The sequence below is a fragment of the Roseateles sp. P4_D2 genome, assembly GCF_056401875.1.
The window spans coordinates 77,743-91,450 of the sequence record NZ_JBFUIM010000014.1 but is presented as its reverse complement, the minus strand read 5'-3'; the positions used below and the strand labels follow the sequence as shown (position 1 = coordinate 91,450).

Annotated in this window: 14 protein-coding genes; 9 read left to right on the top strand and 5 right to left on the bottom strand. The window is 67.0% G+C overall.

The window, feature by feature from the left end; genetic code table 11:
- The first annotated feature begins 1 nt into the window (after position 1).
- The 3 genes from AC1DW0_RS23020 (at position 2) to AC1DW0_RS23010 (ending at position 3,160) form a co-directional block, all read left to right on the top strand.
- Positions 2-1,045 carry a type IV pilus twitching motility protein PilT gene (locus AC1DW0_RS23020; RefSeq protein ID WP_056193010.1) on the top strand — a complete coding sequence of 348 codons (1,044 nt, stop codon included), beginning with the start codon at positions 2-4 and terminating at the stop codon, positions 1,043-1,045.
- Positions 1,046-1,122: 77 nt separating this feature from the next.
- A complete protein-coding gene (locus tag AC1DW0_RS23015; protein WP_056193006.1) occupies positions 1,123-2,259 on the top strand; it encodes a PilT/PilU family type 4a pilus ATPase in 1,137 nt (378 codons plus the stop codon).
- 10 nt (positions 2,260-2,269) lie between these two features.
- A complete protein-coding gene (locus tag AC1DW0_RS23010; protein ID WP_457351538.1) occupies positions 2,270-3,160 on the top strand; it encodes an NAD(P)-dependent oxidoreductase in 891 nt (296 codons plus the stop codon).
- 87 nt (positions 3,161-3,247) lie between these two features.
- On the opposite strand, the gene AC1DW0_RS23005 is transcribed toward AC1DW0_RS23010, so the two are convergent.
- Genes AC1DW0_RS23005 through AC1DW0_RS22995 form a run of 3 tightly spaced genes read right to left on the bottom strand, consistent with a single transcriptional unit; the run spans position 3,248 to position 4,889 of the window.
- Complete coding sequence (locus tag AC1DW0_RS23005; RefSeq protein WP_457323941.1) at positions 3,248-3,859, bottom strand: BON domain-containing protein; 612 nt, start codon at positions 3,857-3,859, stop codon at positions 3,248-3,250.
- 19 nt (positions 3,860-3,878) lie between these two features.
- Positions 3,879-4,457 (bottom strand): SIS domain-containing protein, encoded by a 579-nt coding sequence (locus tag AC1DW0_RS23000; protein ID WP_056192992.1) that lies wholly within the window; start codon positions 4,455-4,457, stop codon positions 3,879-3,881.
- A 39-nt stretch (positions 4,458-4,496) separates the two neighbouring features.
- Positions 4,497-4,889 carry a YraN family protein gene (locus AC1DW0_RS22995; protein ID WP_477948223.1) on the bottom strand — a complete coding sequence of 131 codons (393 nt, stop codon included), beginning with the start codon at positions 4,887-4,889 and terminating at the stop codon, positions 4,497-4,499.
- On the opposite strand from AC1DW0_RS22995, the gene rsmI reads away from it, so the two are divergent.
- Entirely contained in the window at positions 4,882-5,802 is a 921-nt protein-coding gene (rsmI, locus tag AC1DW0_RS22990; protein WP_457443928.1) for a 16S rRNA (cytidine(1402)-2'-O)-methyltransferase, read from the top strand. The genes AC1DW0_RS22995 and rsmI overlap by 8 nt on opposite strands.
- Here the strand turns inward: rsmI and AC1DW0_RS22985 are convergent.
- Complete coding sequence (locus AC1DW0_RS22985) at positions 5,780-6,967, bottom strand: PQQ-dependent sugar dehydrogenase (protein WP_477948221.1); 1,188 nt, start codon at positions 6,965-6,967, stop codon at positions 5,780-5,782. The two genes, rsmI and AC1DW0_RS22985, sit on opposite strands and share 23 nt — an antisense overlap.
- Positions 6,968-7,116: 149 nt before the next feature.
- Positions 7,117-7,443: a hypothetical protein gene (locus AC1DW0_RS22980; RefSeq protein WP_056192984.1), complete on the bottom strand. Its 327-nt coding sequence runs from the start codon at positions 7,441-7,443 to the stop codon at positions 7,117-7,119.
- 135 nt (positions 7,444-7,578) lie between these two features.
- Between AC1DW0_RS22980 and tldD the strand changes: the two genes are divergently transcribed.
- The 5 genes from tldD to htpG all read left to right on the top strand — a co-directional run bounded on the left by tldD (position 7,579) and on the right by htpG (position 13,523).
- Positions 7,579-9,042 (top strand): metalloprotease TldD, encoded by a 1,464-nt coding sequence (gene tldD, locus AC1DW0_RS22975; protein ID WP_056192981.1) that lies wholly within the window; start codon positions 7,579-7,581, stop codon positions 9,040-9,042.
- 205 nt (positions 9,043-9,247) lie between these two features.
- Entirely contained in the window at positions 9,248-10,375 is a 1,128-nt protein-coding gene (locus AC1DW0_RS22970; protein ID WP_477948218.1) for a 3-deoxy-7-phosphoheptulonate synthase, read from the top strand.
- A 116-nt stretch (positions 10,376-10,491) separates the two neighbouring features.
- Positions 10,492-11,199 carry a PEP-CTERM sorting domain-containing protein gene (locus AC1DW0_RS22965; protein WP_457390300.1) on the top strand — a complete coding sequence of 236 codons (708 nt, stop codon included), beginning with the start codon at positions 10,492-10,494 and terminating at the stop codon, positions 11,197-11,199.
- A gap of 62 nt (positions 11,200-11,261) precedes the next feature.
- The gene (locus AC1DW0_RS22960) at positions 11,262-11,573 is read left to right on the top strand and encodes a hypothetical protein (RefSeq protein WP_056192972.1); all 312 of its coding nucleotides are present in this window, start codon (positions 11,262-11,264) and stop codon (positions 11,571-11,573) included.
- Between the two features lie 69 nt (positions 11,574-11,642).
- Positions 11,643-13,523, top strand: a complete 1,881-nt coding sequence (gene htpG / locus AC1DW0_RS22955; RefSeq protein WP_477948216.1) for a molecular chaperone HtpG — start codon at positions 11,643-11,645, stop codon at positions 13,521-13,523.
- The last annotated feature ends 185 nt before the right edge of the window (positions 13,524-13,708 follow it).

Sequence of the window (13,708 nt, the reverse complement as noted above, 5' to 3'; positions counted from 1 at the left end):
CATGGACATCACTCAGCTGCTGGCATTTTCGGTCAAGAACAAGGCGTCGGACCTGCACCTTTCGGCCGGCCTGCCGCCGATGATCCGGGTGCATGGCGACGTGCGCCGCATCAATGTCGAGGCCCTGGACCACCGCGCGGTCCACGACATGGTGTACGACATCATGAACGACTCCCAGCGCAAGATGTACGAGGAGACGCTGGAAGTCGACTTCTCCTTCGAGATCCAGGGCCTGGCGCGCTTTCGCGTCAACGCCTTCAACCAGAACCGTGGCGCGGGCGCCGTATTCCGGACCATTCCAAGCAAGATCCTCAGCCTGGAGCAGCTCAACGCGCCCAAGGTCTTCGCCGAACTGGCGCTCAAGCCGCGCGGCATGGTGCTGGTGACCGGCCCGACCGGCTCGGGCAAGAGCACGACGCTGGCCGCCATGGTCAACCACCTCAACGAGAACGAGTACGGCCACATCCTCACCATCGAGGATCCGATCGAGTTCGTGCACGAATCCAAGAAGAGCCTGATCAACCAGCGCGAGGTCGGCCCGCACACGCACTCGTTCGCGAACGCGCTGCGCTCGGCGCTGCGCGAAGACCCGGACTGCGTGCTGGTGGGCGAAATGCGCGACCTGGAAACCATCCGGCTGGCGCTGACCGCCGCGGAAACGGGCCACCTGGTGTTCGGCACGCTGCACACCTCGTCGGCCGCCAAGACGGTGGACCGCATCGTCGACGTCTTCCCCGCGGCCGAGAAGGAGATGGTGCGGGCGATGGTGTCCGAATCGCTGGTGGCCGTCATCTCGCAGAGCCTGTGCAAGCTGAAGGACGGCACCGGCCGCGTCGCGTCGCACGAGATCATGCTGGGCACCTCGGCCATCCGCAACCTGATCCGCGAGAACAAGGTGGCGCAGATGTACTCGTCCATCCAGACGGGCAACTCGCAGGGCATGCAGACGCTGGACCAGAACCTGACCGACCTCGTCCGCCGCAACATCATTTCGCCCGCCGAAGCTCGCTCGAAAGCGAAGTTTCCGGAAAATTTCCCGGGCTAGTCCCGGGGAATTTGACGTCACTCATGTGGCTCGCCACGTGAGTGACGGCAAAACGCCGCACACATAGAAAGCCATTCATGGAACGCGATCAGGCCTCCAAGTTCATCAACGATCTGCTGCGGCTGATGCTGTCGCGCAAGGGCTCCGACCTCTTCCTGACGGCAGAGTTCCCGCCGGCCATCAAGGTGGACGGCAAGCTGACCAAGGTCTCGCCTCAGCCCTTGACCGGCCAGCACACGCTGCAGCTGGCGCGGGCCATCATGAACGACAAGCAGGCGGCCGAGTTCGAGCGCACCAAGGAGTGCAACTTCGCGATCTCGCCGCATGGCGTCGGGCGCTTTCGCGTGAACGCCTTCCTGCAGCAGGGCCAGGTCGGCCTGGTGCTGCGGACGATTCCGTCGACGCTGCCCACCATCCAGTCGCTGGACCTGCCGGTCATCCTGCGCGAGGTGGTGCAGCACAAGCGCGGCCTGGTCATCGTCGTCGGCGCCACCGGCTCGGGCAAGAGCACGTCGCTGGCCGCGATGATCGACGAGCGCAACGAGACGACCTACGGCCACATCGTCACCATCGAGGACCCGATCGAGTTCGTGCATCCGCACAAGAACTGCATCGTTTCGCAGCGCGAGCTGGGCCTGGACACCGACAGCTGGGAGGCCGCGCTGAAGAACTCGCTGCGCCAGGCGCCCGACGTCATCCTGATGGGCGAGCTGCGTGACCGCGAGACCATGGAGCACGCGGTGGCCTTTGCCGAGACCGGCCACCTGTGCATGGCGACGCTGCACGCCAACAGCGCCAACCAGGCGCTGGACCGCATCATCAACTTCTTCCCCGAGGACCGCCGCCAGCAGCTGCTGATGGACCTGTCGCTGAACCTGCGCGCGCTGATCAGCCAGCGCCTGCTGCCGCGCCGCGAAGGCAAGGGCCGTGTCGCCGCGGTCGAGATACTGCTGAATTCGCCGCTGATCTCAGACCTGATCTTCAAGGGCGAGATCACCGAGATCAAGGAGCTGATGAAGCGCTCCCGCGAGCAGGGTATGCAGACCTTCGACCAGTCCCTCTTCGACCTCTACGAGGCCGGCAAGGTCACCTACGAAGACGCACTGCGCAATGCTGATTCGGTCAACGACCTGCGCCTGCAGATCAAGCTCAACAGCGAACGCGCTCGCAGCGGCGACCTGTCCAGCGGCACCGAACATCTGACGATTCTTTGACCCATTGCTCATGACCACCCGCAGCTACGACCCCGTCCCCGCCCGCCGCGTCGCCTTCCTGGGCCTGGGCGTCATGGGCCATCCGATGGCCGGCCATCTGGCGCGCGCTGGCCACCAGGTCACCGTCTACAACCGCACCCAGTCCAAGGCCGAGGCCTGGGTCAAGGAATACGGAGGTGCCTTTGCCTCCACGCCAGCTGAGGCCGCCCGGGGCGCGGAGTTCGTGTTCTGCTGTGTTGGCAACGACGATGACCTGCGCTCGGTGGCGCTCGGCGACGAAGGGGCACTCGCCGGCATGACCTCGGGAGCCGTCTTCGTGGACCACACCACAGCCTCGGCGGCCGTGGCTCGCGAGCTGCACGACGAGGCAGCCAAGCGGGGCGTCGCCTTCGTTGATGCGCCGGTATCCGGTGGCCAGGCCGGTGCAGTCAACGGTGCGCTGACCATCATGTGCGGCGGCGATGCGGCCCCTTTTGACATGATGAAACCCATCGCCCTGGCCTTCGCCAAGGCCGTGACCCTGCTCGGCGGCCCGGGCTCGGGGCAGCTTGCCAAGATGGTCAACCAGATCTGCATCGCCGGTGTCGTGCAGGGCCTGTCCGAGGCCGTGCGCTTTGGCCAGAACGCCGGCCTGGACATGGCCCAGGTGCTCGAGGTCATCGGCAAGGGGGCGGCCCAAAGCTGGCAGATGGACAACCGCGGCAAGACCATGGTCGAAGGCAAGTTCGACTTCGGCTTCGCGGTCGACTGGATGCGCAAGGATTTGGGCCTCGTGCTCGACGAGGCGCGCCGCAATGGCTCACGCCTGCCGGTGACGGCGCTGGTGGACCAGTTCTATGCGGACGTGCAGGCGCTGGGCGGGAATCGCTGGGACACGTCCAGCTTGATCAAGCGTCTCTGACCCAACAAAGCCACAGAGTCACAGAGGCACGGAGAAAGCCTCAGCGAATTCCTCTGCGTCTCCGTGCCTCTGGGGCTGTGCTCGGAGCTACTGCTTTTTCGGTGTGAGGCGAGCGAGTTCGTCTTCGCTGATGATCTCGAACGCCCGGATCACTTTCTTGACGCCGCCGACCTGGCGCGCGATCTCGGTGGCGCGATTGGCCTCGCGTTCGGTCACGCGGCCCATCAGGAAGACCTGGCCGCGCTCGACGACAACGTAGAAGGCATTGCTCAGCAGGTCGCGCGCGTCGATGAACGAGGCCTTGACCTTGCCCTGGATGACGACGTCGTTGGAGCGACCGCTCAGTGCGCTGTGCATCGTGACCGCAGTCTCGTTCAGCACCTTGGTGACGTTCTCGACGCCGGCGACGATGCGCTCCACCTGAGCTTGGTCGGCTTCGTTGCGGGCCTCGCCGGTGATCAGCGCGACGCGGTTGTAGCTGTTGACGTTGATGTGCACCTTGTCGCCCAGCTGCTCGCGGATGCGGGCGCCGGCCTTGATCTCGATGGTCTCGTCCTCAAGCTGGGTGGCCGAGGTGCGGCGGTCGGTGGCGACACTGACGCCACCCACCATCGCGCCGCCGATCAGCAGTGGCGCGCACCCGGTGGCAAGCGTGCTGGCGAGGATGGCGGCGGTCAGGGTGAGGCTGAGTTTTTTCATCGGGGTTCCGTCAAGGAGGTTATTCGTCGCTGCCGAGCAGTTGCAAGTCGACAGCGTCGACCAGCGCATGCAGCAGCACGCGCTGGGCTTCCACAACGCGTGGCTCGCGGCCGTGGCTGACGCGGATCTGGATATCGGTGTCCTGCAGCAGGCCGCGCCATTCGTCGGCGGCGCCCGGTGGCTGGGCGGTCAACGCGATGATGCTCATCTCCTGCGCATGGGCCACGGCCACGGCTGACTGCCAGGCGTCGCGCTGCTCGCGCAGGGGCTCGATCATGACGAGGACGTCACCCGGGTGGCCATGGGCCTGCAGGAGGCGCGCCAGGTCCACGCCCGCGGCGTCACGGGCCTGGGCGGACAAGCTCCAGGCGGCCAGGCCTGGCCTTTCCTGCTCGAAGCGGCCGGCCAGGCGGGCGGCCAGGTAGTCGGCGTCCATGCTGGCCAGGCCCTGGCCGGCACACAGGATGCGGCTGCCGCCAGTGACGGCGTCCACCACCATCTGCGCGGCCATCGCCAGGGGCCGCGCCAGTTGCTCGGCGGCTTGGTAGAGCAGGTCGGCGCTCTCGAAGAATTGCTGCTGGATGCGTTGCTCGATCATTGGGGCGGGATCATAGTCAGCGCAGCAGCAGTGTCGGTATCAACCCGCATCGAAGGCGGCCTGCAGCCAGGTGAGTTCAGCGCCATCGATGGCAACGACATCGAAGCGGCAGGGCGGCGGGCTGGCATGGCGCAGCAGATAGTGCTGGGCGGCGTAGATGAGGCGCTGCTGCTTCCTGACCGTTACGCTGGCGGCGGCGCCGCCGTGCGAGGCGTCGCCGCGCGCCCGCACTTCGACGAAGACCAGCGTGCCATCGCGGTCGAGCAGGATCAGGTCGACTTCGCCGGCATGGCGGTTGGGGCCGCCGCCGACTCGATAATTCCTCTCCACCAGGCGCAGGCCGGCGCGCTGCAGATGTGCAAGCGCCGCGTCCTCGCCCGCCAGGCCGATCTCGGCCCGGTCAGGTTTTGAACGAGAGCCCCACTTGAACATTGATGCCTCTGTGCTTCGTCAGGCCGCACAAGCCGCAGCCGGCGGCCAGCAGTATCCGGCCGCCACGCTCTATCTCGTCGCGACGCCGATCGGCAATCTGGCTGATATCTCCTTGCGCGCCATCCATGCCTTAAGCCTGGCCGATGCCCTGGCCTGCGAGGACACGCGCCAGGGCGGCGGCCTGCTGCGTCATCTGGGCCTGCACAAGCCGCTGATCGCGCTGCACCAGCACAACGAGCGTGAGGCCAGCGCCACGGTGCTGGCGCGATTGGCTGCCGGTGAGCGCGTGGCCTATGCGTCGGACGCCGGCACGCCGGCCATCTCGGACCCCGGCGCCGTGCTCGTGCAGGAGGTGGTCGCAGCCGGCTACCGCGTGCTGCCCCTGCCCGGGCCGAGCAGCGCGGTGACGGCCCTTAGTGTGGCTGGCGACACGGCGGCCCGGGGCTTTGCGTTTGCCGGCTTCCTGCCGACCAAGGCCGGCGAACGCCGCACGGCGCTGCAGGCGGTGCTGGCTGTGGAAGGCCAGAGCCAGGTCGTGTTCGAGGCGCCGCACCGTATCGTCGAGGTGATTGCACTGCTGGCCGAACTGGCGCCGACGCGCCGCGTGACGGTCTGCCGCGAGCTGACCAAGCAGTTCGAGAGCATCCACACCGCCGAGGCTGCGACGCTGCCGGCCTGGCTCGCGGCCGACGCCCAGCGCCAGCGTGGCGAGTTCGTCCTCGTGCTGCATGCCTTGGCGCCGCAGGCCGCGGCGGACGATGAACTGCCCACTGAGGCCCTGCGCGTGCTGGCCCTGCTCGTCGCCGAATTGCCGCTCAAGCAGGCCGTCGCCCTGGCCGCGCAGATCAGCGGCGCGCCGCGCAACCGCCTCTACGACGCCGGTCTGGCCCTCAAGCGCGGCGGCGACGAGTGAAGAGGCTGCCGGCCGCCAGGCCCAGGGCCAGCAACAGCGCGGGCGCGGGCTCGGGCACCGCGGCAGCGAGCAGATAGACATTGCCGTCAATGCCGACGGCATAGAGGGCGCCATTGCCTCCTTCGCCGAAGCTGGTCAGCGTCGAGCCGCCGAAGGGCGAGGCCAGTGGCGTGGCGGTACCGCCGTTCAGGGTCCAGATGCGGCCGGAGATGTAGTCGCCGAACACGTATTTGCCTTCGAGGCTGGCATCCGCGCCGCCGCGGTAGACATAGCCGCCAATGACGGTGGCATCGCCGTTGGCGCGGCCGTAGTCGTAGATCGGCTCGGTCAGGTTGGGCGGCGTGGGGTCGCTGATCCCGGGCGTAGCGATCGTGCCCTCGCGCACCCGCCAGCCGTAGTTGGCGCCGCGGCCGAGGCCCGAGGCAGCGGAAGCGAAATCCACTTCTTCCCGCGCGCCCTGGCCCACGTCGCCAATCCACAGGTCGCCCGTCTGGCGGTCGAAGCTGTTGCGGTAGGGATTGCGCAGGCCATAGGCCCAGATCTCGTCATTGCCGGCCACGCCGACAAAGGGGTTGTCCGTTGGCACCGTGTAGCCGCCCGCGGCGCTCGGTGTGATGCGCAGCAGCTTGCCCAGGTTGCTGGACAGGTTCTGGGCGTTGTTGTCGGGATCGTTGGAGCTGCCGCCGTCGCCGGTGGCGACGTAGAGGTTGCCCGGGTCCGCGGCGTTGAAGCCGATCCAGCCGGCCTTGTGGTTGCTGCGCCCGGCCGGCTGGGCCACCGTGATGACCGTCTTGGCGCTGGCCAGGTCCACGGCACCTGCGCCGTTGACGGTATAGCTCGCGACGACGGTGCTCAGCGTCGTCTTGTCGATGTAGTCGACATAGAAGCGGCCGTTGTTCGTGAAGCCGGGGTCGAAAGCCAGGCCCAGCAGGCCGCGCTCGCCGCCGGTGTCGACCTGCCCCGACAGGTTGAGCCAGGTCGAAACAGTGCCGCCGCTGTCCTGCACCTTGATGCGCCCGGTCTTCTCAACGATGAAGAGCCGCGAATCGCCGCTGGGGGCGGTCAGGAAGACGGGCTGCTCATAGCCCGAGCCGACCAGGGTGGCGGCGAAGGCAGGACCGGCAGCAGCGGCCAGGGCCAGCGTGGCGAGCGGGAAAAGCTTCATGCGGCGCTCCAAATCCGTGAAGGACGGATACGCCGCATGCTGTGCGGGGCCTCGCCTCGCCGGCCATCCCTAGCAGGCCACCGCCAGGGATGGATTTGTTAGCAGGCGTAATGCATGGGTCATCTGGCTCGACACGCGGCTGCGTTGCGTCACTGCTCCCGGGCGTTGTGCTTCTTGCGGTGGATGTCGCGGCTGGCGCCGTCTTGCATGGCGGTCAGGCGGCGGCGCTCTTTGGCGGTGACGGTGCCGTCGGCCTTGGCCTTCGCCTCGGCGTGGTCGACGCGAGCCTGTTCCTTCTCCAGGCGCTGGGTCTCGTGGGCCGTCAGGCTGCCGCTGGCGGCGCCTTGCGCGATCCGGGCCTGCTGGTTCGCCTCGCGCTGGTCGATGCGAGGCGTGTTGGTGCCGGGCGTCTGTGCGAAGGCGCTGGCACCGGAGAGGGTCAGCAGGGCAATCAGGGCTTTGTGAAAGGTCTTCATCGGGGACTCCTTGGGGACGTCGGGTTGCAAGGTCTGTCCACAACGACGCCTTTTTCCGCGCGGCTGACACCCTGCCGGTAAAGAAGGATGTCCATGTCTTCCAATGCCTGACGCCCGACTTCCTAGAATCAAGCCATGATCGCCGTCGAACCCACCCTGGCCCGCCTGGCCACCGCCCGCTCGCAACTGCTGGAGCCCTTCGGCCTGACCGAGGCCTCGCTCTCGCAGGCGTTGCGCCTCATCACCGAGCATCGCGTCGACGACGCCGACCTCTACTTCCAGACCACGCGCGCCGAGGGCTGGAGCCTGGAGGAGGGTATCGTCAAGAGCGGCAGCTTCAGCATCGACCAAGGCGTCGGCGTGCGCGCCGTGGCCGGCGAGAAGACGGCATTCGCCTACTCGGACGACATCTCGCTCGATTCGCTGCTGGATGCCGCGCGCACCGTGCGCACCATCGCCGCGGCTGGGCAGAGCAAGAAGGTCAAGGTGCCTTCGCAGGGTCGCGTGGCCGGCAGCCGCGAGCTGTACGGCGTGTCCGACCCCATTGCCAGCCTCGACAGTGCCGCCAAGGTCGCGCTGCTGGAGCGCGCCGAGAAGATGGCCCGCGCCAAGGATCCGCGCGTCGCGCAGGTCATGGCCGGCCTGGCCGCTGAGCACGAGGTGGTGCTGATCGCGCGTGCCGACGGCACGCTGGCAGCGGACGTGCGCCCGCTGGTGCGCCTGTCCATCACCGTCATCGCCGAGAGCAATGGCCGCCGCGAGGTCGGCTCGGGCGGCGGCGGGGGGCGTTTCGGCCTGGCCTATTTCACCGACGAGATGATCGCCAGCTATGTCGAGCAGGCCGTGCACGCGGCGCTGACGAATCTGGAAAGCCGCCCGGCACCGGCCGGCGAGATGGTCGTCGTGGTCGGCCCGGGCTGGCCCGGTGTGCTGCTGCATGAAGCTGTTGGCCACGGCCTGGAGGGCGACTTCAACCGCAAGGGCTCGAGCGCCTTTGCCGGCCGCATCGGCCAGCGCGTCGCGTCCAAGGGCGTCACGGTGCTGGACGACGGCACCATCCCCGACCGCCGCGGCTCGCTGAACGTCGACGACGAAGGCTGCGCCAGCCAGCGCAATGTGCTCATCGAGGACGGCATCCTGAAGGGCTATATCCAGGACGCGATGAATGCGCGGCTGATGAAGGTCGCCCCGACCGGCAACGGCCGCCGCGAGAGCTATGCCCATGTGCCCATGCCGCGCATGACCAACACCTACATGCTGGGCGGCAAGGACGATCCCAAGGAGATCGTCGCGTCGATCAAGAAGGGCCTGTACGCCACCAACTTCGGCGGCGGCCAGGTCGACATCACCAGCGGCAAGTTCGTGTTCTCGGCCAGCGAGGCCTACTGGGTGGAGAACGGCAAGATCCAGTACCCCGTCAAGGGCGCCACCATCATCGGCAACGGCCCGGACGCGCTGACCCGCGTCAGCATGATCGGCAACGACATGGCGCTGGACACGGGTGTGGGCGTCTGCGGCAAGGAAGGGCAGAGCGTGCCGGTGGGCGTGGGGCAGCCGACGCTGCGGATTGAGGGGCTGACGGTGGGCGGTACGGCTTGAAAGCTTGCCTTGGCGTCTCGCGAAAGCCCGCGTTCGTCGCCGTGCTAGATTCCACTCCCATGTCCCGCGCTGCTTACTTTAGCTTTTGGTTTTTTCCCCGCCCCGGCGGTGGAGAGTCCTGAGCGCGCGCGCTGAACCCAGACTCCCTACAAACCGCCGGGCCTCCAAAGCCCGGCGGTTTTTTGTTTTCTGAAAGGCTGATCCGATGAACGCCAAAGTCTCTTCCGTCGAACCCGAAGCCCAGCGCTGGTACTCCCAGGACGACAAGACCAGTGCCACCGACGACGAGCGCATCGTCGACGTCACGCCGCTGCCGCCGCCGGAACATCTGATCCGTTTCTTCCCCATCCGCGGCACGGCGATGGAGAACCTGATCGGCCAGACCCGCCAGCGCATCCGCAGGATCATGAACGGCGAGGACGACCGGCTGCTCGTCGTCATCGGCCCCTGCTCCATCCACGACCCGACGGCCGCCATCGAGTACGCCCGCAAGCTCAAGGAGCAGCGCGAGAAGTACGCCGGCACGCTGGAGATCGTCATGCGCGTCTATTTCGAGAAGCCGCGTACGACGGTGGGCTGGAAGGGCCTGATCAACGACCCCTACCTGGACGAGAGCTACCGCATCGACGAGGGCCTGCGCATCGCCCGCCAGCTGCTGCTGGAGATCAACCGCCTGGGCGTGCCGGCCGGCTCTGAGTTCCTGGACGTCATTTCGCCGCAGTACATCGGCGACCTGATCGCCTGGGGCGCCATCGGCGCGCGCACGACCGAAAGCCAGGTGCACCGCGAGCTGGCCTCGGGCCTCTCGGCGCCCATCGGCTTCAAGAACGGCACCGATGGCAACATCAAGATTGCCACCGATGCCATCCAGGCCGCCGCCCGCGGCCACCATTTCCTGTCGGTGCACAAGAACGGCCAGGTCGCCATCGTCGAGACGCGCGGCAACGCCGACTGCCACGTCATCCTGCGCGGCGGCAAGGCGCCCAACTACGACGCCAAGAGTGTCGCCGAGGCCTGCGCTGACCTGGCCAAGTCCAAGCTGCCGCAGCGCCTGATGGTGGACTGTTCGCACGCCAACTCCAGCAAGCAGCACCAGCGCCAGCTGGACGTGGCGCGCGACATTGCCGGCCAGATGCGTGAGGGCGGCAAGAGCATCTTCGGCGTCATGGTGGAAAGCCACCTGCATGACGGCGCCCAGAAGTTCACGCCCGGCAAGGACGACCCGGCCGCACTCGAATACGGCAAGAGCATCACCGATGCCTGCCTGGGCTGGGACGACTCCCTGGCCGTGCTGGACGTGCTGTCCGAGGCGGTTCGCGCGACACGGGCCTGATCGCACTGGCGCTTGAGTGCGGGCCCCCGAATCAAGGGGTAAATCAAGGGGTCGGGGGCGCGGCCCGGCGCGCCCGGGAGTAGCCTGAGCCTTTGGGCATCCTGAGGATCAGCACCATGCGACATCTACTGCTTGCGGCCGCTTTCTCTGCCCTGCTCGCCGCCCCCGCGCAGGCGGTGGTGGTCATTGGGTTCGAAGGCGTGAACGCCACTTATCCCAGCACCAGCTACGCCGACATCCTGAGCTTTTACAGCGGCGGCACCAGCAGCCAGGGCACGACGGGCGCCAATCTGGGCGCGACCTTCGCGAGCAACGCGGTGGCAGTTTGCCTGAATGCGCTGGGCGGAAGCTGCTCGAATGCCTCGCGCGGCGGCCTGTCGGTGACCTCGTCGCAGGGCGGTATGGGCATCGGCAGTGGCACCTCAACGTATTTCGACTTTCCCAGCGGCTTCAGCTTCGCGATCGGCTTCAGCTACGCGGTGGCGCCTGGCTCGGTGGCAACTATTTCTGCCTACAGCGGCCTGGGCGGCAACGGTGCACTGTTGGCGCCGCCGCTGGTGCTGCTGCCGGGCTCGCCAGGTTGCGCGGCCTACAACGCCAGCCGGTGCCCCTTCGGGCCGGGCGGGTACTCCTTCTCGGGCGTGGCGAAGTCGGTGGTGTTTACCGGGCAGCCGGGCAAGGTGGTGTGGGACGACCTGACCCTGGGCGCCAACGACCCGCAGTCTCCCGTGCCGGAGCCCGCAGCCTGGCTGAGCTTGATGCTCGGCCTTGCATCGCTGACTGTCCTGGGGCGGCGCCAAGCCCTGCCCCGGCCGCGTGACTGAGCGCGGGTCCTCCAGCAGTCGTCCTCGACCCGGATCGTCGGTCCACTGACACAATCCGGGCCATGCAAGCCCGGATCACCGTCATCTTCGCCACCGGCGCGCCGGTCGACATCCAGCTCGACGGCACCGAGGTGCTGGGCTTCGAGGCCGCCCGCCGCTGGCTGGACGAGAACTTCGTCCGCCTGGAGTGCGAGCCCCTGCGAGGCTCGGGCAAGGTGCTGCTGGCCGACAAGCTGGTGGGCGTCGCGCTGGCCGCAGGGCCGGCTGCGTTTGCCGATGCCGCCTGGGCGCTGGACTACGCCCGCGCGGCGGCTGGTTCGCTGTCCAAGGCGCTGATCAAAGTCGATGTGCCACGGCTTGCAGTTTCCTACTGACGCCCCCACTTGAACTCCTGCCGCGCGGCCCGACCTGAGGCCGCGTTTTGTTTTGATGGACACCTCACCATGACCAAGCAAACCCACGCCTTCCAGGCCGAAGTCAAGCAGATCCTGCACCTCGTCACGCATTCGCTGTACTCCAACAAGGAGATCTTCCTGCGTGAGCTGGTGAGCAACGCCAGCGACGCCTGCGACAAGTTGCGCTTCGAGGCGCTGGACAACGCGGCGCTGTTCGAGGACGCACCCAACCTGGAAGTGCGCGTCAGCTTCGACGAAGAGGCCAAGACGCTGACCATCAGTGACAACGGCATCGGCATGAGTGCCGAAGAGGCCGCCTCCCACCTGGGCACCATCGCCAAGAGCGGCACGCGCGAGTTCATGGCCAAGCTGGAAGGCGACCAGAAGAAGGACGCCCAGCTGATCGGCCAGTTCGGCGTGGGCTTCTACTCCGGCTTCATCGTCGCCGACCGCATCACCGTCGAGACCCGCCGTGCCGGTCTGCCGGTGGACCAGGCCGTGCGCTGGAGCAGCGAAGGCACCGGCGAGTACGAGCTGGAGACCATCACCAAGGCTGGCCGCGGCACCGACGTCATCCTGCACCTGCGCGACGGCGAGGAAGAGTTCCTGAAGACCTGGCGCGTCAAGTCGACCATCAGCAAGTACAGCGACCACATTTCGCTCCCCATCCTGATGAAGAAGGAAGAGTGGGACGCGGACAACGCCAAGCAGGTCGTGCTCGACGAATGGGAGCCGGTCAACAAGGCTTCGGCGCTGTGGTCGCGTTCCAAGAGCGAGGTCACGCAAGAACAGTACGAAGAGTTCTACAAGCAGATCAGCCACGACAGCGAGGCGCCGCTGGCCTACACGCACAACCGCGTCGAGGGCCGCAGCGAGTACACCCAGCTGCTCTACATCCCGCAGAAGGCGCCCTTCGACCTTTGGAACCGCGACAAGCGCGGCGGCGTGAAGCTCTACGTGAAGCGCGTCTTCATCATGGACGACGCCGAGGCGCTGATGCCGGTCTACCTGCGCTTCGTCAAGGGCGTGATCGACTCGGCCGACCTGCCGCTGAACGTCAGCCGTGAGCTGCTGCAGGAAAGCCGCGACGTGAAGGCCATCCGCGAGGGCTCCACCAAGCGCGTGCTGGGCATGCTGGAAAGCCTGGCCAACAGCGAGGAGCAGGCCGACAAGGACAAGTACGCCGCCTTCTGGAAGGACTTCGGCCAGGTGCTCAAGGAAGGCATCGGCGAAGACCACCAGAACCAGGAACGCCTGGCCAAGCTGTTCCGCTTTGCCTCGACGCATGCCGACGCCAACGTCAGCCTGGTCGACTATGTGTCGCGCCTGAAGGACGGCCAAGACGTCATCTACTACATCACCGCCGATTCGCTTGCCGCTGCCAAGCACAGCCCGCAGCTGGAAATCTTCCGCAAGAAGGGCATCGAGGTGCTGCTGCTGGTGGACCGCGTCGACGAGTGGATGCTCAGCCACCTCTACGAGTTCGAAGGCAAGACGCTGCAGTCCGTCGCCAAGGGCGCCGTGGACCTGGGCAAGCTGCTGGACGAGGACGAGAAGAAGAAGGCCGACGAGACGGCAGAGAGCCTGAAGCCGCTGCTGGACAAGCTGAAAGAAGCGCTGAAGGACCGTGCCAAGGACGTGCGCGTGACAACCCGCCTGGTCGACTCGCCCGCCTGCATCGTCGTGGAAGAGGGCGACATGAGCGGCCATCTGGCGCGCCTGTTGAAGCAGGCCGGCCAGGCCGCGCCTGAGAGCAAGCCAACGCTGGAGATCAACGCCGAGCACGCACTGGTGAAGAAGCTGGATGGCAGCGATCACTTCGACGACCTCGCCCAGGTGCTGTTCGACCAGGCCGTGCTGGCCGAAGGCGGTCACCTGGAAGACCCGGCGGCCTATGTGAAGCGCGTCAACGCGCTGCTGACGGGTTGACCGTCGCGGCGCTGCAGTTCAGCGCCAGGCCCGGTCCTTGAGTCCGGGCCGGTCTGGGCGCCGGCGGCCTTGCTGGGGCGCCGAGTCGGCCCTGCTTCTGCGCTCTTTACGTGGCTTTGTGACGGTTTTGCGACAGGTTCCGTGCCCCCGGGCTTTCGCCTCGGCCGGCTCGCGGCTACCCTCCT